Annotated in this window: 19 protein-coding genes and 1 pseudogene; 8 read left to right on the forward strand and 12 right to left on the reverse strand. The window is 64.4% G+C overall.

Translation table 11 applies throughout. The features are described from left to right. Positions 1–20: 20 nt before the first annotated feature. Complete coding sequence (locus GQY20_RS26410) at positions 21–257, forward strand: hypothetical protein (RefSeq protein WP_157220168.1); 237 nt, start codon at positions 21–23, stop codon at positions 255–257. Positions 258–276: 19 nt separating this feature from the next. Here GQY20_RS26410 and GQY20_RS26415 read toward each other — a convergent pair whose 3' ends face one another. The 3 genes from GQY20_RS26415 to GQY20_RS26425 are packed head-to-tail and all read right to left on the reverse strand — an operon-like array spanning position 277 to position 1,204. After that, on the reverse strand, positions 277–486 hold the full coding sequence (locus GQY20_RS26415) for a hypothetical protein (RefSeq protein WP_157220169.1): 210 nt from the start codon (positions 484–486) through the stop codon (positions 277–279). Continuing rightward, the gene (locus GQY20_RS26420) at positions 483–923 is read right to left on the reverse strand and encodes an acyl-CoA thioesterase (RefSeq protein ID WP_157220170.1); all 441 of its coding nucleotides are present in this window, start codon (positions 921–923) and stop codon (positions 483–485) included. The genes GQY20_RS26415 and GQY20_RS26420 overlap by 4 nt, the downstream gene beginning before the upstream one ends. Continuing rightward, entirely contained in the window at positions 920–1,204 is a 285-nt protein-coding gene (locus GQY20_RS26425; protein ID WP_157220171.1) for a hypothetical protein, read from the reverse strand. Before GQY20_RS26425 ends, GQY20_RS26420 begins: the two co-directional genes overlap by 4 nt. Positions 1,205–1,599: 395 nt before the next feature. Between GQY20_RS26425 and GQY20_RS26430 the strand changes: the two genes are divergently transcribed. The 3 genes from GQY20_RS26430 (at position 1,600) to GQY20_RS26440 (ending at position 4,812) form a co-directional block, all read left to right on the forward strand. Beyond that, positions 1,600–2,505: a hydroxymethylglutaryl-CoA lyase gene (locus tag GQY20_RS26430; RefSeq protein ID WP_157220172.1), complete on the forward strand. Its 906-nt coding sequence runs from the start codon at positions 1,600–1,602 to the stop codon at positions 2,503–2,505. Positions 2,506–2,526: 21 nt separating this feature from the next. Next, a complete protein-coding gene (locus tag GQY20_RS26435; RefSeq protein WP_157220173.1) occupies positions 2,527–3,720 on the forward strand; it encodes a CaiB/BaiF CoA transferase family protein in 1,194 nt (397 codons plus the stop codon). Positions 3,721–3,813: 93 nt separating this feature from the next. Continuing rightward, positions 3,814–4,812, forward strand: coding sequence for a threonine ammonia-lyase (locus GQY20_RS26440; RefSeq protein WP_232476264.1), 999 nt, complete (start codon positions 3,814–3,816; stop codon positions 4,810–4,812). Positions 4,813–4,834: 22 nt separating this feature from the next. Here the strand turns inward: GQY20_RS26440 and GQY20_RS26445 are convergent, their stop codons facing one another. Next, positions 4,835–5,680 carry a helix-turn-helix transcriptional regulator gene (locus tag GQY20_RS26445; protein WP_157220175.1) on the reverse strand — a complete coding sequence of 282 codons (846 nt, stop codon included), beginning with the start codon at positions 5,678–5,680 and terminating at the stop codon, positions 4,835–4,837. A 93-nt stretch (positions 5,681–5,773) separates the two neighbouring features. Between GQY20_RS26445 and GQY20_RS26450 the strand changes: the two genes are divergently transcribed. After that, positions 5,774–6,670 (forward strand): SDR family oxidoreductase, encoded by an 897-nt coding sequence (locus GQY20_RS26450; protein ID WP_157220176.1) that lies wholly within the window; start codon positions 5,774–5,776, stop codon positions 6,668–6,670. 187 nt (positions 6,671–6,857) lie between these two features. Here the strand turns inward: GQY20_RS26450 and map are convergent, their stop codons facing one another. From map to GQY20_RS26470, 4 genes and pseudogenes are all read right to left on the reverse strand, one after another. Beyond that, positions 6,858–7,646 (reverse strand): type I methionyl aminopeptidase, encoded by a 789-nt coding sequence (gene map / locus GQY20_RS26455; RefSeq protein ID WP_157220177.1) that lies wholly within the window; start codon positions 7,644–7,646, stop codon positions 6,858–6,860. After that, complete coding sequence (locus GQY20_RS26460) at positions 7,643–7,855, reverse strand: ParD-like family protein (protein ID WP_157220316.1); 213 nt, start codon at positions 7,853–7,855, stop codon at positions 7,643–7,645. Before GQY20_RS26460 ends, map begins: the two co-directional genes overlap by 4 nt. Positions 7,856–8,056: 201 nt before the next feature. Then, positions 8,057–8,560, reverse strand: a pseudogene (locus tag GQY20_RS26465) (DUF4262 domain-containing protein). A 298-nt stretch (positions 8,561–8,858) separates the two neighbouring features. Next, entirely contained in the window at positions 8,859–9,713 is an 855-nt protein-coding gene (locus GQY20_RS26470) for an SDR family NAD(P)-dependent oxidoreductase (protein ID WP_157220178.1), read from the reverse strand. 303 nt (positions 9,714–10,016) lie between these two features. Between GQY20_RS26470 and GQY20_RS26475 the strand changes: the two genes are divergently transcribed. Then, positions 10,017–10,547: a dihydrofolate reductase family protein gene (locus tag GQY20_RS26475; protein ID WP_157220179.1), complete on the forward strand. Its 531-nt coding sequence runs from the start codon at positions 10,017–10,019 to the stop codon at positions 10,545–10,547. 437 nt (positions 10,548–10,984) lie between these two features. Further along, positions 10,985–11,983, forward strand: coding sequence for a bifunctional Delta(1)-pyrroline-2-carboxylate/Delta(1)-piperideine-2-carboxylate reductase (gene lhpI, locus GQY20_RS26480; RefSeq protein ID WP_157220180.1), 999 nt, complete (start codon positions 10,985–10,987; stop codon positions 11,981–11,983). Between the two features lie 45 nt (positions 11,984–12,028). Here the strand turns inward: lhpI and GQY20_RS26485 are convergent, their stop codons facing one another. After that, positions 12,029–12,781 carry a GntR family transcriptional regulator gene (locus GQY20_RS26485; RefSeq protein WP_232476265.1) on the reverse strand — a complete coding sequence of 251 codons (753 nt, stop codon included), beginning with the start codon at positions 12,779–12,781 and terminating at the stop codon, positions 12,029–12,031. A 119-nt stretch (positions 12,782–12,900) separates the two neighbouring features. On the opposite strand from GQY20_RS26485, the gene GQY20_RS26490 reads away from it, so the two are divergent. Beyond that, positions 12,901–13,842: a ribokinase gene (locus GQY20_RS26490; protein WP_269769786.1), complete on the forward strand. Its 942-nt coding sequence runs from the start codon at positions 12,901–12,903 to the stop codon at positions 13,840–13,842. 21 nt (positions 13,843–13,863) lie between these two features. On the opposite strand, the gene GQY20_RS26495 is transcribed toward GQY20_RS26490, so the two are convergent. The 3 genes from GQY20_RS26495 to GQY20_RS26505 all read right to left on the reverse strand — a co-directional run bounded on the left by GQY20_RS26495 (position 13,864) and on the right by GQY20_RS26505 (position 18,857). Continuing rightward, a complete protein-coding gene (locus GQY20_RS26495) occupies positions 13,864–15,576 on the reverse strand; it encodes an amidohydrolase (RefSeq protein WP_198351222.1) in 1,713 nt (570 codons plus the stop codon). A gap of 24 nt (positions 15,577–15,600) precedes the next feature. Beyond that, positions 15,601–17,823 (reverse strand): TonB-dependent receptor, encoded by a 2,223-nt coding sequence (locus GQY20_RS26500; protein ID WP_232476266.1) that lies wholly within the window; start codon positions 17,821–17,823, stop codon positions 15,601–15,603. A gap of 164 nt (positions 17,824–17,987) precedes the next feature. After that, positions 17,988–18,857: a hypothetical protein gene (locus tag GQY20_RS26505; RefSeq protein WP_157220184.1), complete on the reverse strand. Its 870-nt coding sequence runs from the start codon at positions 18,855–18,857 to the stop codon at positions 17,988–17,990. Positions 18,858–18,969: the final 112 nt, after the last annotated feature.

An 18,969-nucleotide genomic window follows, 5' to 3' on the forward strand; every position in this document is an offset into this window, starting at 1 on the left:
CTTTCAAAGGAGTCGGAGCTATGCCGACCGTTCCAGGTTTTATGACATTAGCAGAGATGCGTGAGCACGCGATGGCATGCGCCAGAGAGGCGACCGATCCGCTCGTGGCGCAACAATATCTGGATTTGGTAGGAAGTTATGACGCAGCGCTCAGCGAGTTGTGCGATACCGGTTCGACGATCGTTCCAGAATTGCATGCTCTTACCATTCCGTGGCGATCGGTGCCACTCTGGTTTTCCAATGTTCCCATAAAATAGATCTCGACCTCCTTTTCCCCTAGCTGCCGCCTTTACTGTTGGCATCAAAACAGCAATAGCCGTGGTCCCGCACAAGCTGCTCCGCTTCGAGCATGCTTTCGTCGGCTCCATCCAACTCGGCCGTTTTCAGGAAGATCCACGGGCCGAGTTCGGATGGCAACCGAGATCCAGTGGCGTCCCCGCTCAGCGCCCACAGCGCGTTCGCACCCATAAAACACCATATTTTCATTGGACGCTCATCGTATCGACGATCCCGAGCAAACGCGCTGCAGCCCCCTGGGGCACGACGGTGAGCCGCTGGGTGAGCGTATCGATGCAACACCAGCAGGATGAGGCCTCCACTATGATCTGCCCATCCCGGACGATCTTGGTCCCATACCATGCCCTCGCCCGCCGTACGGACTGGAGCCTGACTTCGATCGACAGCCGATCGCCAGAGAAAGCGGGTTTGCGATAGTCGATCTCGTGCCGAACGGCGAGCCAATCGAACCGTAAGCGCTCGACGGCATCTGCGCTCTCCATCCATTGATCATGGACCGCCTTCTCTATCCACCGCAGATAGATGCTGTTGTTGACATGACCATGTCGATCGATGTCTTCCGCCACCACACGCACCGTCGGATGTCGCACAGGGACCTCGGACAGGAGGTCCGCATTCATGCTCATTTGCGCTTCCGGTCCGGGGTGCGGGGTCCGAAAGCGCCGGCCGGCCGGCCGGTCATTTCCTGAGTCAAGGGAACGCCGCGCCCCGCTACCGAGAGCGGCGTGCGTGGGACGGCAGCGGTTACGACCTTGTCGGCATAGATACGCCTGATCACCGCCGCGGCATGGCCGGACTGCAGAACGACTCGCGTATAGCCGCCGGGCAGAGTTTCGATCGAACTGATGAGCGCCTCATGGGTCGCACAGGTCTTGGTCACGTGAGATTGCGCGACGTCGATAATCATGGCTCTGGACATACAGGCTCCCCTGGTAAGCGGGAGCACTCTGTCTCTCAGCCGTCAGCGCTTACGGCAAAATGCCGACGATCATTTACCGATAGCATGGATCGCGAAGTTCTCCCAACGATTAAGGATCGCGATCGGATTCGCCTGTTTGCGCAAGCCGGCGCGAATTAAATGCCGACACCCCTGCCCATCTCCGGCGCCGCTTCGGCACGCAACCGCGCTGAATGCGCTTTGCAGACGATGCGATCTGACAGGCAGTCATGCGAGAGGGATCATCGCTATCCGCGTGTCCTCCTCGCAAACGAACCTTCGAAAACATCGGGCCTCCCCAAAACCACCGCCCGGCTATATGGCCGTCTCGTCCCAGCGGAAGAGAGAGGCAGGACCCATCCACCATGTCGACCCATCGCATCGAGATCGTCGAAGTCTCACCGCGCGACGGGCTTCAGAATGAGAAGCGCCTGTTCACCACCGCGCAGAAGATCACACTGATCGAGCATATGGTCGCTGCCGGTGCGAAGCGGATCGAGATCGCGAGCTTCGTGCGCGCGGACCGGGTACCACAAATGGCCGATGCGGAGGAGGTGATCACGGGCTTCGCGGCGCCGGACGACGTCGTCACCATCGGCCTCGTCATGAACAAGCGCGGCCTGTTCCGCGCGCTGGATACCGCAATCCGCCAGATCGGCGCGGTCTGCATCACCACGGATAGCTTCGCAACCCGCAACCAGGGCCAGACGTCCGAGGAATCGGTAGCGGTCGCCGCCGATCTCGTCCGCTTCGCCCATGCCGAGGGCCGGCCCGCGCAGGTGACGATCGCCGCCGCCTTCGGCTGCCCGTTCGAGGGCGAGGTCGATCGCGCCCGCGTCGTCGACATCGCCCGACGGGTTGCCGATGCCGGCCCGGTCGAGATCGCGCTTGCCGATACGATCGGCGTCGCGGTACCCCGCCAGACTTACGATCTCGTCAGCGAAGTGCGCGCGGCGATCGCTCCGATCCCGGTCCGCGTCCATCTCCACAACACGCGCAACACCGGCATCGCCAATGCCTGGGCCGCGCTGGAGGCCGGCGCCGCCACCCTGGACAGCGCGGTTGGCGGCATCGGCGGCTGCCCCTTCGCGCCGAACGCCACAGGCAATATCGCGACCGAGGATCTGCTCTATCTGCTCGATCGCTCCGGCGTGGCCACCGGCCTCGATCTGAATCGCACCATCGCCGCCGCTACCTGGCTGGGCGTGCAGATGGAACGCGAACTGCCTGCCATGGTCAGCCGCGCGGGCGGCTTTCCGCACGGCGCATGACGAAGGCACAGGGAGATTGCCATGAACGACAGTCAAGGCGCGCTCGCCGGCATCCGCGTCATCGAGCTCGGCCAGCTCATCGCCGGCCCGTTTTGCGGCCAGCTGCTCGGCGACATGGGTGCCGAGGTTATCAAGGTAGAGCCGCCCGAACAGGGCGATCCGATGCGCCAGTGGGGCAATGGCGAAACCAAGGTCTGGTGGGAGGTGATCGCCCGCAACAAGAAGTCGGTCTCGGCCAATCTGCGCGTGCCGGATGGGCAGGAAATCGTCCGCCGCCTCGCCTCCGAGGCTGATATCCTCATCGAGAATTTCAAACCCGGCACCATGGAGAAATGGGGCCTCGGCCCCACCGAGCTGCACGCACTCAATCCACGCCTGATCATCGTGCGCGTCTCCGGCTATGGCCAGACCGGCCCCTATGCCGCACGCGCCGGCTTCGGTGGGATCGGCGAGGCGATGGGCGGCTGGCGCTACATCGTCGGCGACGCGGATCGCCCGCCGAGCCGCATGGGCATCTCGATCGGCGATACGCTAGCGGCGACCTATGGCTGTATGGGCGCTCTCGCCGCGCTGCAGGCGCGCGAGCGGACCGGCCGCGGCCAGGTCGTCGACAGCGCGCTCTATGAATCGGTGCTGCAGGTGATGGAAAGCCTGGTGCCGGAATATGCGATGTCCGGCTATGTCCGCAAACGCTCGGGCTCGATTCTCGAAGGCATAGCGCCATCGAACGTCTATCCCTGCAGCGACGGCGAATATCTGATCGGCGCCAATCAGGATGCCATCTTCGTCCGCCTCTGCCAGGCGATGGACCGGCCGGAGCTGGCGCAGGATCCGCGCTACGCCACCCATATCGCCCGCGGCCAGCGCCAGGCCGAGCTCGACCGCCTCATCGCCGACTGGATGCGCACGCGGACCATCGCCGAGGTGGAGGCGCTGATGGTCGCGCACAGCATTCCCGCCGGCCGCATCTTCCGTGCCGAGGACATGCTGGCCGATCCGCATTTCGCGGCGCGCGAGGCGCTCGTCGAGGTCGAAAGCCCGCGTTGCGGCACGGTCGTCATGCAAAACGCCTTTCCGCGCCTCTCCGATACGCCGAGTAGCGTCCGCACTCCCGCGCCCGTAGGCATCGGCGAGCATAATGAGCAGGTCTATCGCGATCTGCTCGGCATGGATGACACGGAACTCGTCCGTCTGCATACGGCCGGGGCGATCTGACGAAACGTCCGTGCGCTACCACACGCAGCGGACTCGGCCTGGCCGGAACAATCTGTATAGAGATTTGCATCCGCCATGGGCTGCGAGGAACGAGTGTCCGCTTCGCTTGCTATCGATGCCGAAGATGTGCGCGATGCCGCGCGCCTGATTGCCGGTAAGGCCGTGCGCACCCCCCTGCTCGAGTTCGCGCCGCTCAACGACCGCGTCGGCCGGCGGGTTCTGGTGAAGTTCGAAGGCGCGCAGCATACCGGATCGTTCAAGTTCCGCGGCGCCTATAACCGGCTGGCGCGGATCGCACCGGAGGACCGCGCCGCCGGCGTTGTCGCCTGGTCGTCGGGTAACCATGCCCAGGGCGTTGCCGCCGCGGCCCGCCTGCTCGGTATTGCGGCTACTATCGTGATGCCGGCCGACGCCCCAGCGATCAAGCTGGCCAACACTCGCGCGCTCGGCGCCGAGATCGTCGCTTATGACCGCCTGAGCGAATCGCGCGAAGCGATCGCGACCGCCCTCGCCGCGGAACGGCGCGCCACGCTAGTCCCCTCCTATGACGATCCCCACATCATCGCCGGGCAGGGCACGATCGGCCTGGAGATCCTCGAACAGGCTGCGGACGCAGGGGCAAGCCTCAACCAGCTCCTCGTCAACTGCGGCGGCGGCGGCCTCGTCGGCGGCATCGCCACCGTGGTCAAGGATGCGGCGCCCGATATCGCCATCTATTCGGTCGAGCCCGCCGCGTTCGACGATACCGCACGATCGCTCGCCAGCGGCCGGCGCGAACCGATCGTGAAGGGCGCCGTCTCGATCTGCGATGCGCTGCTCGCGCCCATCCCGGGCGAACTCACCTTCCCGATCAACCTCGCCTTGCTAACCGGCGGCCTCAGCGTCAGCGACGCCCAGGTCAAGGCGGCGATGCGCTTCGCGTTCGAGGCGATGAAGCTGGTGATCGAGCCCGGCGGGGCCGTCTCGCTCGCCGCGATCCTGCACGGCATCGCGCCGGCCACGGACGGCGACAGCGCGATCGTCATCTCGGGCGCCAATGTCGATCCCGCCCTGTATGCGGAGATTATCGGTCAAGCCGCCGTGGGCGGCTGACGCGCTGCGGAAAGCCGCGACGCTACGCGCCTTCCTCCGCCCCGCGCGCATCGATCAGCGCCTGGATCCTCGCGCCATCCTCCGCCGTCACCGGATTATAGACGATCATGCTGAGATCGGGCCGGCCATCCACCGCGAAAGCCGAATATTCGACGGTGATCGGTCCCAGAATGGGGTGCTTCAGATGCTTCGTGCCCTCGCCATGGCCACGCACGTCATAATCGCCCCACATCCGCTCGAAATCCGGACTCAGCAGGCACAGCTCCTCGATCAGCGGTGCCACCTCGGCCGACGCGCCGGCCCGGGCCGCATCCACCCGGAACGCGCCGAGCACGAACCGTGCCACGCTTTCCCAATCATATTGCGCAGCGCGGGAGCGCGGATCGAGAAATATGGAGCGCAGGATGTTGCGCTGGCCCGGCGGTAGCGCGCCATAATCGGTCAACATCGCCGCCACCGCGCGGTTCCAGGCCACGACGTCCCACGTCGCCGTTCGGATCAGCGCCGGGCTCGGCTCCAGCGCGTCCAGCACGCGTTGCAGCCGCGGCGTCACGCCCTCACCCTTGCGATAGCGTGCATCCGGCGGATGGCCGAGCCCGAGCAGGAAAAGATGCTCGCGCTCGACGTCGGTCAGCATCAGGGCCGCCGCGATACGCTCCAGCACGTCAGCCGAGGGCGCTCCGCCCCGCCCCTGCTCCAGCCATGTATACCATGTCGGGCTGATGTTCGCGCGCAGCGCCACCTCCTCGCGCCGCAGGCCTGCAGTGCGCCGCCGCGCCTGCGAATAGCCGAACGCGGCTGGATCCAGTCTCGCGCGGCGATCCTTGAGATAGTGGCCGAGCAGATTCTCGATCGGGGCGTCGCTCATCCTGTTAGCTATTTCACCATGATAACGTCACTACTTTAACAGAATAGCAGATACTCCCATGGTCGTCTCCGGCAAAGCATGGAGACTGTTTCGATGCGTGTATTCGTTACCGGCGCTTCCGGATTCATCGGTTCCGCCGTGGTCGGGGAACTGCTCGCCGCAGGCCATGGCGTTCTCGGCCTCACCCGCTCGGATGAGGGCGCTTCCGCGCTCGCTGCCGCCGGCGCCGAGGCGCTGCGCGCCACGCTCGAGGATTTGGAGACGCTGAGAGCCGCCGCCGCACGTTCGGATGCCGTCATCCACCTCGCCTTCAACCATGATTTCTCTCGCTATCTCGCCAATTGTGAAGAGGATCGCCGCGTCGTCGAAACGCTCGGTGCAGCGCTTGCCGGCTCGGGCCGTCCGCTGATCGTCACCTCCGGCACCGGCATGTCCCGCACCGCGCCGGGCAAGGTCGCGAGTGAGGAAGACGCCGCCGCCCCTTCCTCTCTAGCCCCCCGTGCCGCATCGGAGGAAGCGGCCCTCGCCGCCGCGTCGTCCGGCGCCGCCGTGTCGGTGGTCCGCCTGCCGCAAGTCCATGACACGCGCCGGCAGGGCCTCATCAGCTATGCGATAGCGATCGCCCGCGCAAAGGGCGTGTCAGCCTATATCGGCGACGGCGGCAACCGTTGGCCCGCCGCCCATCGGCTCGACACCGCGCGCCTCTACCGGCTGGCCCTCGAAAAGGCGGAGCCCGGCGCCATCTATCATGCCGTCGCTGAGGAAGGCGTCTCGCTACGCGCCATCGCGGAGACGATCGGCCAACGCCTGGCGCTGCCGGTGGCCTCGCTCGCCCCTGATGAAGCCGAAGCACATTTCGGCTGGCTCGCCGCCTTTGCGGAACGCGACCTGCCAGCCTCGAGCGCCCTGACACAGCAGCGGCTCGACTGGCAGCCCACCGGACCCGGGCTGATCGCCGATCTCGAGCGGCTGGAGGAGGACCAAGGCTAACCGGCCTGCGGATTTTACAATATTTGACTGTGGCTTAGCCGTGAATGTTGCTAATCGCAGCTCTCGTCACGCGGACCACGCGACCGCGCGGAGCCGTCCTAGCGAGGGCTCCAGCGACTTGGCCCGGCACGCACCCCACACGTGCCGGGCCATTTTCGTCTCACGAGATGATAGCTGCTGAGCGGCATCACGCCGCCAGCCGAAATCTTCGCGCCATCGCCCCTTCGTCGGACCGCAGCGTCAATACCTTGGCGCCGGCCGCGGTAAGCGCCACGGTATGTTCGAACTGCGCCGAAAGCGATCCGTCTCTGGTGACGACCGTCCAACCATCGGCCTCGGTTCTCACGGCCCGCCGCCCCTGGTTGAGCATCGGCTCGATCGTGAAGACCATGCCCTCGCGCAGCGCGAGGCCGGTACCGGGCTTGCCGAAATGCAATATCTGCGGCTCCTCGTGCATGTCCCGACCGATGCCGTGCCCGCAATATTCGCGCACCACCGAATAGCCGTTCCGCTTGGCGTGGCGCTCGATCGCCCAGCCGATATCGCCGAGCCGCGCGCCCGCGCGTACCGCGCCTATGCCCATCCACAGCGCCTCATAAGCAACCCTGACCAGCCGCGCCGCAGCCGGCCGCGCCGTTCCGACGAAATATGTCTTGCTCGAATCCGCCATATAGCCGTTTTTCTCGAGCGTGATGTCGAAGTTGACAATGTCTCCATCGCTCAAAATATCGGTCGGCGAAGGGACGCCGTGGCAAACCACCTGGTTCACCGAGGCATTGATCGCGAACGCATAGCCATATTGGCCTTTGCTGGCCGGCCTCGCCCCCAATTCACCGACGATGAACGCCTCGACGGCCGCATCCACTTCGAGCGTGGACATGCCGGCCAGCGCAAGACCATCCAGAAAATGGAAGACCGACGCGAGTAGTCGTCCAGCTTCGGTCATCAATTCGATCTCGTCCGGCCGCTTGGTCACGCCGCGCGCACCGGCAGGGGCGCGGCGGATACCCCCGCGGCATCCAGCTCGCGCCGGACGATCTCGTTGAAACTCAGCGTCGGATTGGTTTCGCAGAGCATCCCCACCCTGATCCAGAACGCCGCCTGCGCATTGATCGACCGAAAGGAGACCGTGCTGGCCTTGCGCACCTGATCGTGCAGATCGTCATCGATATTCACCAGACCCAAAGTCGCCTCCATATATGATTCGTATATGTGACATATGCAATCCGGCGCAAGATCCGAGGAACGGCGCGGCGCCTCGCCGCGTGCAGGACCCGGTCGGCTCCTCTCCGAGTTTGGGTCGAATGCACCATTGCAGGCGGGGCGGCCGTAACTGGTGGTTCGCAATGGTCAGCTTATCGCGAGCAGCACTGCCGTTTCAGACGATCAGCTCGCGAGTGATGCCAACCACCCCTTCTCCGTGAGATCAGGCTGGCTGTTTATGAGCGCTGGGTCAAAGCCGCTCTCCCACGGAAACAGCCCGGAACGGTCCGACCAAACAATCTGTAAGCATGGAAAATCGTCGCCAGCGTAGAACCATCGACTCCATCCAAGATGTTCTAGATAGTATTTCTTCGCGACTGGGAATCATATGCAGGAGGTATTGGCGAACACGTCATAGCTGCGTCTTCCGACAGGCAATTTTCGCCCCTCCTTTCCACCTCGAAACAAATCCCAAAATACGTCGTGCGCTATCTCACTCCGCATACTGAACGTGATTAGCTCGGGCTGCTGAATGTTTACCCAAAACCCCGTGGTGTATGAAAAGCCGAGAATATCTGCCTCCTCGAACACGCTGGTTCGGAACCAGCCGTGCTCCCGAATGCTTGAGACGAAAGATAGCTCTTGCTCATCGAAGGCATCGGAAGGGGCGTCCAGGGCGGTCGGCATATCGGCGAGTGTAGAGCTATTGAGAGGCAGCAGGAAACCCTGCTGTTAGGTGGGCGCCGATCTCCGGTAAACGACCGATTATGGGGCGTTTGCCGACATAGGCGCTGGGATGGCGGTGGCACCTTTGCCTATCGGCAAGCCCAGGCTCATCGCCTCGCCCGCTCGATCCGCCAACTCGGCCGAGGCCACGGCCGACGTAGCCGCCCCGCTGAACGACTGCCGTTGGGCGACAGTGCAATGTCGATCCGATGCCAGGGTAGCAGCGCCCCCTCTTCCGCATCGGACCGACAGCGATTGCTCAATCGAGAATGATCTCGTCATAGGTAAAGGGGCCACCGACGATCGGCCGGAGCGACGCAGGGCTGCTCCCGTCGATATCGCGTACGCCATAGACCTGCGCCTGCTCCGCGCCGATCACGGTGCGGCCGGAAAGTGCCATCATGGCCGGATCGCGATGGATCGCCGCGATGATCCGCCCTGTGAAATCGGGCGTTTCGGCGGTTGCCATCAATGCGTCGAACTGGCCTGGCCGCTCGGCCACCGCCGCCGCGGTGCGCGCGGTCTTCAGGAAACCCATCCAGATGGATATCGATGCCGCGCCGTAAGGCCGCAATTCCACCGCCATGTCGGCCGACATCTTGTCGGTGCCGGCCTTCTGCGCCCCATAAGCGGGGCCATGGGCATAGGAGACCGCGCCGGGCGCGGAGGTGAAGATCATGAGGCCGCCGGGCTTCGCGACCAGCAGCGGCGCCGCCGCATGCGCGGCGATATAGCTCGATCGCAGGCCGACATCGAGAATATCGACCATGTCCGTGGGCTTGGTCCAGAACGGGCCGGGCCGGATCAGCTCGTCGTGCAGCGAGACCGCATTGTTCACCAATATGTCGAGCCGCCCCTCGTCACGCGCCACGGCCGCGAACAGCGCCCGTACCGAGGCATCGTCGCCATGATCGCAGGGAAAGGCGACGCCGCGCCCGCCCGCAGCCGTAACCTCGGCCGCCGTCTCGTGAATGGTCCCGCCCAGCCGCGACGCACCGGCCGTCTGGCTGCGGCCGGTGACATAAACGGTATAACCTGCCGCGCCCAGCGCCCGCGCAATGCCCTGCCCCGCGCCTCGGCTCGCACCGGTGACGACCGCAACACCTTTCTTCATGCCCTTCTCCCTCTGCGGCCTTGCCGACCGCTATATTCAGACAACCCAGTGGTCTGATCGAGGAGACGGCTGCAGTCGCATCCATCTCGGAAAATCAGACTGTTCGTCCATGGCTTAGCGGATCATATCCGACCGCCCGCAGCCTGCCTCCCTGTCTAAAGCAAAATCGCATGGGCGAAAGGCCTGACGGGCAGGCGACGACGCCGAGCACACCCAGCCGAAACGGGAGCCAGTTTGTATCCGCTCCTTTTTTCTGGGTAACTTGCCCCTTGATCGTTCTGACGGCAGCGGGACCCATGCATCATGGCGAAGTTGATCTACGCGCTGAATCAGTCCCTCGACGGATATGTCGACCACATGAAATTCGCGCCCGACCCCGCGCTTTTTCGGCATTTCATCGAAGATGTGCGTGGCCTGTCCGGCAGCATCTATGGCCGTCGCATGTATGAGACGATGCGCTACTGGGACGAGGATCGCGCCGAATGGGACGCGGAACGACGCGACTATGCGGCGGCGTGGAGGCGCCAACCCAAATGGGTCGTGTCACGCACGTTTCCGTCGGTCGGTCCGAACGCCACCCTCGTAGCGGGCGACCTCCCGGCAGCTGCACGCAGGCTGAAGGCGCAATTCGACGGGGTGATTGAAGTTTCCGGACCAGAGCTGGCGCGAAGCCTTACCGACCTCGGGCTGATCGACGAATATCGATTATATATCCATCCCGTCGTGCTCGGTCACGGCAAGCCCTTTTTCACCGGCCCGCGGCCGCCGCTGCGTTTCATCGCCGCCGATCGCATTGGCGAAGACGTGATCAGGCTGACCTATGTGCCAGCCTGATTGCAGCAGGGGTCTAGCAGAACGCAAGCGAGCAACGGCATTGAGCTAGGCATATCCCGTCCAGCAGCCAAATAGATGCCATCCCTTCGCCAAGGATGATCGGCTCTCAGAGATTGATGATCACCTGCACACGTCCGGTCGCCACGAAGCTTAACTCTTCGCCATCATGTCTGAGCAGCGGGCCAAACGCCGCGATCGTGCGCACCTTAACGCTCTGTATCACCGGAACATGTGCGCAAAGGCTCCGCTTGCACCCCCACCCCAGCCCTGACCCACCCTCCTTGTCGATCAGTACTCTCGTCAGTTCGAAGCCCGGTCCTCATTGCTGTGGATTTTGACAAAATGGCAAAGATATTCATTGACAGAAATATTAGCGATATCGAAGGGTAATGACCCAAACCGGCGCTGCAGCCCGGTCGATCGACCGGGGAGTTGCAATGGTCGCTGATCTGTTCGTCGTCCCGGAAAACGAGGATCGGCCCATCGCCCCGCCCTATATCGACGCCGCCGCGATCCGGCGCCTGGTGCGCATGCCAGCGCTGATAGAGGCGCTGAAACAGGGTTTCACCGCCGGATTCGATGTGCCGCAGCGCCAGGCACATGCGCTGCCGGGCGGCGCGACCTTATTGTTGATGCCGGCCTGGGACGATGGCCGCAGCAGCGGCGTAAAACTCGTCACGGTGCAACCCGCGGCGCAGCCGGCCGTCCAGTCGCTGTATCTGCTCCTCGACGGGCATGACGGCCGGCCGCGGGCGATCCTCGACGGCACGATGCTCACGCCGCTGCGTACCGCCGCCGCTTCTGCGGTAGCCAGCAGCCTGCTGGCGCGTCCCGACTCGCGCCGCCTGCTGATGATCGGCACGGGTACGCTGGCGCCACATCTGATCGAGGCCCATTGCTGCGTGCGCCCGATCGATCGCATCGCCGTCTGGGGCCGCTCCCCCGATAAGGCGAAGGCGCTCGTCGAAAGGCTGATCGCCGAGGGACGAAATGCCGCCATCGTCGAGAACCTCGATGCGGCGGTCGCCAACGCGGACATCATTTCAGCGGCCACCCTGTCGCAGCAGCCGCTGATCCGGGGCGCTCTCGTCCAGCCCGGTACGCATATCGATCTGGTCGGCGCTTTCACGCCCGACATGGCAGAGGGCGATCCCGCCTGCTTCGCGCGCGCGCGGGTATTCGTAGATGCACGCGATGCGGCGCTGGAAGAGGCCGGCGATCTGCTTCAGGCGATCGCTGCTGGAACCATGACCGGCGACGCCATCTGCGGCGATCTAGCAGAGCTCTGCTCCGGCCGCGCCGTCGGGCGCGAGAATACGGCGGCCGACATCACCCTTTTCAAGTCGGTCGGCATAGCCAATGAGGATCTGATCGCCGCCGGCCTCGTTTATACGGCCTGGTGCGACGCCACGTTTACACCCAGACCGGTCCGGTGACTGGACCCCACAGCCGAAGCCATCAGTATCGCCGACACCCGCCGGTCAAACCTCCAGCCGTGTCCGATAGACATAGGCATCGCCACGGAAGAGACCCTCTACATATTCGGCCATCACTCCGCTCGTCACATAGCTTCGCCGCTTGATCAGCAGGCACGGCGTCGGCTGGCTGAAACCGAGCACCTCGCTTTCGGAATCCGCCGGCATCGTTGCCTCGATCGACTGGTCGCAATAATCCAGGCTCAAGCCGTTGCTGGAAAGCTGCTCGTAGATCGAGCCATAAGGATCGGCATCCGCCAGCATCGGCGCGAGATCGAGATTGTACCAGGCCGATTCCACGGTCATCGGCAGATCGTCGCCATAACGGACCCGCACGAGGCGCAGAAAACGCGCGTCCGAATGCAGGCCGAAAATCGAAGCGATGGAACGATCTGACTGGATCTCCCTTTCGAGCAGCCGGGTCGAAGGCACGCGGCCGGATTCGCGCATCTCCTGGGTGAAGCCCTTGAGCCGATCCATGCCCGTCGCCAGGCGGCTGCTCTCGACCGGCTGGATCACCGTGCCGCGCCGTCCTTCCCCGCGCAGCAGCCGCCGCGCACGCAGCGCGTTATAGGTATTCTGCACGGTAGCCCGGCTGACGCCGAGCGCCTCGGCGAGCTGTCGTTCGGGGGGCAAGGTCGTCCCCGGGAGCAGCCGCTTCTCCTGGAGGAGCGTGGTAATCTGCTCCTCCAGCTGGAGATATAACGGCCGCGCAGTGTCGCGACGAAGCTGGACGAGGCGATGCAGGGGTTCGTTCACACCGTGCAAGGTCGCGTCCTTTCCGTCACTTCCATGACCATTCCGTGGTTGACAGCGCGACCATCGATCGGGGTTATCGTCCAACATAGACAGCAGGCTGGCAAGCAACAATGCGTGCAATGTTAAGCAACGTAAACTCGAAACATCGCATTTTCCTGATGGGCAGCCTCGTCATCGCCTGCTGCGCGAAGGTAGACAGGGCGCCGGAAGCCGGCGAATCCGTGCGCGCAACGGATTTCGTGATGGAACTGGGCGGCAAGGGCCTGAACGTCGCGGTGGCGGCGCACCGGCTCGGCGTTTCGATAGACGGACTGTTCGCCGTCGGCAGCGATCGCCTCGGCAGTTTCGCACGCGAGGCTTTTGCCGAGACCGGCCTTTCGCCCAAACTCCTCGTAGAGATCGAGGGCCCGACCGGAGCCGGCGTCGGCCTCATCGAGGCGGGCGGCGACAATAGAATCGCAGTGTTCCCGGCGGCCAATGACCACCTGTCCCCCGCCCATGTCGAAGCGGCGGCGGATCGCATCGCCGACGCCGGCATCCTCCTCGCGCAGTTCGAAATCGCGGATGCGCCGATCGCGGCTGGCTTCGCCCTCGCCCGCAGGGCAGGCGTTCAGACGCTGCTCAATCCGTCGCCCTATCGGCCGATCGCTCCGGCCATCCTCGATGCGACTGACATGATCGTCGTCAACGAAACCGAAGCGCGCGCGCTGGCCGCCACACTGGGCGTCGACGACGCGGACGGCCTCGCCCATGCTCTCGCCCCGCACGGGATCGGCACGCTCGTCGTCACGCGCGGTGCGGAAGGCGCACGGTTCTGGCACCATGGCGAGACGGACGCCCAGCCGGCCTTCCCGGCCGAAGCGATCGATACGATCGGCGCCGGCGACGCCTTCATCGCCGGCCTCGTCGCCGCGCTCTCCCAGGGCCGGAGCGTCGGCACGGCGCTGCGTTGGGGTTGCGCTGCGGGGAGCATCGTCGTCACGCGGCTGGGCCTCCTGGATGCGCTGCCCAGCCTGGCGGAGCTCGCCGCCCTGACTGGCGAAGGCACACCGGCCCCGTGATCCCGGCCGAGCGTGCGCACGTCAGGGCGTACCGAAGATCGTACGGCCTTCCTTGATCGTCGCCACGACGCGAACCCGGTCGAGTGCTTCTCGGGGCACGGCGAGGGGATTTGAATCGAGTATCACCAGATCGGCGAGCTTGCCGGGCGCGATCACGCCCTTCTCCGCTTCCTCGTGCAACTGCCAGGCAGCGTTGCTGGTCACCTCCATCAGCGCCTCGTAGGGCGTCACGCGCTCGCCCGGCCCCAATATGTCGCCGGACCGCGTGCGACGCGTGACCGCGGACCAGATCAGCCGAATCATGTCCGGCGGCACCACCGGCGCATCATTGTGGATCGAGGGACGCAGGCCGACATCGATCGCCTCTCGCTGCGGCGAGATGCGGTCCGCCCGCTCCGGCCCCAGCGCGACCTCGCGATGCCAGTCTCCCCAATAATAAGTGTGGCTGGCGAAGAAGGAGGGCTGGATATCGAGCCTGCGCATCACCGCGAGCTGATCGGTTCGCGCCGTCTGCGCATGGATGGCTATGGTGCGAGCCATCGGGCTCGTCCGCCCGGCGTCGACCGCCGCCACCGCATCGATGAGCTGCTGGATCGCCGCATCGCCATTGACGTGGGCGAACACCTGCCAGCCCTTGTCCGCCGCTTCCTTGAGCTTCGCCCGAAGCACCTCGTCGGTGATCTGCGGATAGCCGTGATAATGGGCATCGCGCCCGGCCGGCGGTACGGGCACCGGCTTGGTCAGCCAGGCAGTGCGGCCCTGCGGCGATCCGTCGAGAATCAACTTCACGCCCGCGAAACGCAGATGGCGATCATAGGGCGCGTTGAACGGAAGCGTGTCGCGCTCCGGCCAGGGCATCCAGAAAGCAGGCACCACATCCACGTCGATGAACAGCGATCCGCGCTTCTCCGCTTCGCGCCACATCGGCAGCATGTCGGGCGTCGACGCGCCGTCCTGTGCGGTGGTAAGGCCATTGGCGGCATAGATGTGCTGCGCCTTGTCCAGCCGCGCGAGCTGCGTGTCGATCGTCGGCTGGGGAAGCTTGGCCGCCGCGAGGAAGATCGCTTTTTCCTCGATCACGCCGGAGGCCGTCTTGCCGTCCGCCTCGCGCCGGATCACGCCGCCCTGCGGATCGGCATCGGGATGGAGCATGCCGACCAGCTCGAGCGCCTTGGTATTGAGCGTGGCAAGATGGCCGGAGACGTGCAGCAGCATGATCGGCCGGTCGGCCGATACCGTATCCAGCTCCTGCCGGGTAGGATGGCGCTTCTCGGCCAGCTCGGCATCGTCATAACCCACGCCGACGATCCAGCCGTCCGGCTTGTCGGCCGCCTGCTTGCGCAGCGCCGCCAGCAGACCGGACATGTCGCCTACCGTGCCGACGGGCGGCGGCATGAGCTGCGCGAAATCGACGAACTGGGCAAGCATGGAGATATGGCCATGCGCGTCGATGAAGCCCGGCAACATGGTCTTGCCGCCGAGATCGACCACCCGTGTCGCCTTGCCCCTCAGCCGCAGCAGATCGGCGCTGCTGCCGACGCGCAGGATGCGTCCGTCCTTCACCGCGACCGCCTGTGCCACATCGCCCGCGCCCGTCATCGGAATGACGGTGCCGTTGACGTAGAGCGTGTCCGCGGCCGGTCCCGCCGCTGCCAGCGGCCCCGCCACGGACAGCATCGCCGCCGCCGTGAGCGCCCTGGCACCCAATCGCCGGCATAATGCTGATTTGAACATCCTCGTCTCCCCGATCCCGACCATTTAGAAACTATAGTTCAGCGTCACGCCGTAGCTGCGCGGCTCGCCATAGAGCAGAACCGAATTGCCGAGCACGCCGGTGCGATTGGCGAAGCGCACATAATCCTTGTCGAACAGGTTCTTGGACCAGATCGCCGCTTTCCATCCGCCACCTGGCGACGAAATCCCGATCCGCGCGTCGGCGAGCCCATAGCCCTTGATGAAATAGGCTCTGCCGAATAGCGGATTGACCACCTTCGGATCGAAATTCTCGGACGATTGCACGCTGTAGCCGAAATGCGCGGTCAACTGCGCCTCGCCAAAGACAGGCGCCTGATAGTCGGCTGACACATAGGCCTTGTGTTCGGGTGCATAGGGCGTCTGCACCCCATTCGCATCGAGGATCGTGCTGCCCACCATGCCGCCACCGCCGGGATAGCGATCATATTGGCTCTTATTATAGGTGTAGTTGCCCGACAGGGTGAGGCCCGTCACCGGGACAAGCGCGACCTCCAGCTCGATGCCCTTGGACGAGACGACGCCGACGTTGGAAAGGCTGCTGGCCAGCACGGTGCGCCCCAGCACCTCGGTCTGAACGAAGGTGAAGACCTGAAAATTCTTGAACTTCTGATAGAAGCCGGTGAGGTTGATCCGCGCCCGTCGATCGAGGAAGTCGCTCTTCAGGCCGACCTCGTAGCTCGTAACGGTCTCCGGCTTGAAGCGGATGCCGGCGGCCAGCGCCGCGGCGCTCGTCCCCTCGACGTTCCAGCCGCCGCTCTTGAACCCGCGGCCGACTGTCGCGAACAGCATCAGGTTGCGGCGCAAGAACAGGTTCACACCGCCCTTGGGCGTGAAGAAGCTGTTGGCGAAACTGTCCTTGTAGCCGCTTAGCGGCGCTGCGAAGAGCCCCAGCGGATCCCGCGTGGTGATATCGTTCAGCCGCTTCTTCTCGTAGGTGAAGCGTCCGCCGGCGAAGATCTCGATGATCGGGCTCGGACGGAAATTGGCATGGACGAACGCCGCGAGCGAATCCGTGCTCACCGACGCGAAGCTTTCCGTCTCGGTGCCGGCATAGGCGCCGTACAGAGGTCCGAGCAAGGCCATGCCCGATCCCCACTCGCTCACATAATGATCCTTGTTGCGGCTGTGGAAATAATAGAGGCCGGTCACAAAGTCGTAGCTTTCCTCGCGTGGCGAAGCGAGGCGCAACTCTTGCGAGAACTGATCCGTCCGCTGCTTCATGACTGGCGTCAAGAACGGGATCGATCCGGATTCATTGTTGAAGTTCAGGAGTTGGCTGCCCGAGCGCCAGGCGGTGATCGACGTGATCTCGTAGCTGCCGAGATCTATCTTCGCCGTCGCGGAGACGCCGCCGATCCACCGATTGGCGTAGTCGTCATTGTAGGAGGAGAATTTATAGGGATTGGTGCCGGACGGCGGCACATAGGTATAGTGCAGCGTCGAATTGTCGTCCGACGTGTAGTCGCCGCTCAGCGTGAGATCGAGCACGCCCGAGTGGAAACGGATCTGGCCGCGCACCGCATCCGAGTTTACCCCCTGGTTATGCTTGTCCAGGAGGACATTCTCATAATAGCCGCGCTCCTGGAGATGCGTGGCGGTGAGCTGAGCGCTGACACTGCCCGAAAGCGGCACGTTCACGCGCCCCGCCAGCTTCCAATAACCGAAATTGCCGGCTTCGCCTTCAAACTCGCCATTGAGCTTGGACGAAGGCTGGAGAGTGGTGATCGATATCACGCCCGCATCGGTATTCTTGCCGAACAAGGTTCCCTGCGGGCCGCGCAGAACATCCACCTGAGCGACGCCGAGCAAGGTCTGGTTGTTCATCCAGGATCGGCTGAAATAGACGCCGTCGACGTATACGCCCACGCGGGAATCGTAACCGGCATTCCGCGAATAATCGATGATGCCGCGAATTCCGGTGCGGCCTTGCTCCGATCCGTCGCCGAAGCTCAGTGAGGGTGCTGCGACCTCGACGTCCTGCAGTTTCGTGACGCCGAGCTGATCGAGCTTGGCGGCGTTCATCGACTGGATCGAGATCGGCACGCGTTGCGCGCTTTCGGTCCGCTTCTGGGCGGTGACCGTGATCTCCGAAAGGCCCTGCACCTCTGCCGCGGTGCTCTGCTGCGCGTGCGCTGGCACCGCGCCGGCCAGGGCGAGCAGCGAAACGCCGAGAAGCATGGCCCGCGCGCTCCCATCGCGCGGTGTAGCAAGCCTGAAACGATTCATCGTCATTGTCCCCTTGACCCGGTGGTTGCCAAGGCGATCGCCCTCCTATTGCGGTCTCCCCCCAAGGCGCCGCTATGGAAGGGAATAATGACGCAGCCAAACCTGCTGTCTTGATCCAGAAGAAGAGGAAGCGTGGTGCCAGCCTGGATACCAGCTGGTGTCCGTCAGTCTGGGGCGCGGTCGCTCCGGCTGATCGGCCAGGAGGCCACGATCGCATCGTCACGCGGATTTTCGATACGCACCTCATCCAGCGCCACCGCCACCAGACAAATCGGGTGCTGCTCGGCGCCACCTGGCTGGATACAGCGCACGCCGCCGCCCCCCGGCACCCGATCTACGCGGCCGCTGAGCCGCAACCGCATGCCCGCCGCGGGATCGATCGCGCTCGCTTCCATACGCTTCACTGCTTCGAACGGCTTGCCGGCACGCGCGATATCGCGGGGCGCGTCCTTAGGCAGGAATTGCGCGACGGCAAGCGTCTGTCCCGGCAGCGTCAGCGCGCCCATGCCCCGTGCCGCGGCATGATCGCCTCCTGTCGGGCAGCTCTCGGCGGAGACCCAGGGCCGGGCAATCCAGAAACCCTCGATCGTTTCGGTATCCGCGCTCTCGGCGACATTCCAGTCGGCGGCACGCCATTCGGTCGGCACGACATGCACGCGCAATGCGGCATCCTTGTCATCGTAACGCCAGCGCAGCGGCGCGCTGCTGCCCGCATCTGCCGGTCCGTCGCAACCGAATGGAAGCACCAGCTCGAAACGGCGGCCCACTGCGTCCGCAACCTCGCCTGGGGCGGCCTTTCCAGATGCGAAGGCGTCCGCCGCCAGGCGCGCGAGCGCGATCAGGTCGGCGCGGCGAAGAAGCCGCGTCCGTTCCCGGTCGTCAGCGGGCTCCGGTGCGGGTTGCGGCAAAACGGCAGGCACGGTCACCGGCGGCGGCATGTCCGGCCGCGTTACCCGCCCGAGCAGGAAGCCGGCGCCGCCAATCGCCAGCACGGCAACGAAGCCCGCCGCAATTGCCAGTCGGCTTGTTCTCACGCTCGGCTCATGCATTGGCCGACTGTAGGCAAATCCTTGAAAGGGCTCCAGTCTCTATTCCGTCATTCGGTGTGCCGGCGGCGCCACCAACATATTGACAGGTCCGTGCGGG

The sequence above is a fragment of the Flavisphingomonas formosensis genome (genome assembly GCF_009755815.1).
Lineage (GTDB): Bacteria > Pseudomonadota > Alphaproteobacteria > Sphingomonadales > Sphingomonadaceae > Flavisphingomonas > Flavisphingomonas formosensis.

Excerpts from the sequence above, each read along its gene's own strand:
- GQY20_RS26425 (WP_157220171.1), bottom strand. The coding sequence starts at position 1,204 with ATGATTATCGACGTCGCGCAATCTCACGTGACCAAGACCTGTGCGACC.
- GQY20_RS26475 (WP_157220179.1), top strand. The coding sequence starts at position 10,017 with ATGGCGAAGTTGATCTACGCGCTGAATCAGTCCCTCGACGGATATGTC.
- GQY20_RS26445 (WP_157220175.1), bottom strand. The coding sequence starts at position 5,680 with ATGAGCGACGCCCCGATCGAGAATCTGCTCGGCCACTATCTCAAGGAT.
- GQY20_RS26415 (WP_157220169.1), bottom strand. The coding sequence starts at position 486 with ATGAAAATATGGTGTTTTATGGGTGCGAACGCGCTGTGGGCGCTGAGC.
- GQY20_RS26490 (WP_269769786.1), top strand. The coding sequence starts at position 12,901 with ATGTTAAGCAACGTAAACTCGAAACATCGCATTTTCCTGATGGGCAGC.
- GQY20_RS26450 (WP_157220176.1), top strand. The coding sequence starts at position 5,774 with ATGCGTGTATTCGTTACCGGCGCTTCCGGATTCATCGGTTCCGCCGTG.
- GQY20_RS26500 (WP_232476266.1), bottom strand. The coding sequence starts at position 17,823 with ATGAATCGTTTCAGGCTTGCTACACCGCGCGATGGGAGCGCGCGGGCC.
- GQY20_RS26420 (WP_157220170.1), bottom strand. The coding sequence starts at position 923 with ATGAGCATGAATGCGGACCTCCTGTCCGAGGTCCCTGTGCGACATCCG.
- lhpI (WP_157220180.1), top strand. The coding sequence starts at position 10,985 with ATGGTCGCTGATCTGTTCGTCGTCCCGGAAAACGAGGATCGGCCCATC.
- GQY20_RS26410 (WP_157220168.1), top strand. The coding sequence starts at position 21 with ATGCCGACCGTTCCAGGTTTTATGACATTAGCAGAGATGCGTGAGCAC.
- GQY20_RS26495 (WP_198351222.1), bottom strand. The coding sequence starts at position 15,576 with ATGTTCAAATCAGCATTATGCCGGCGATTGGGTGCCAGGGCGCTCACG.
- GQY20_RS26470 (WP_157220178.1), bottom strand. The coding sequence starts at position 9,713 with ATGAAGAAAGGTGTTGCGGTCGTCACCGGTGCGAGCCGAGGCGCGGGG.
- GQY20_RS26435 (WP_157220173.1), top strand. The coding sequence starts at position 2,527 with ATGAACGACAGTCAAGGCGCGCTCGCCGGCATCCGCGTCATCGAGCTC.
- GQY20_RS26430 (WP_157220172.1), top strand. The coding sequence starts at position 1,600 with ATGTCGACCCATCGCATCGAGATCGTCGAAGTCTCACCGCGCGACGGG.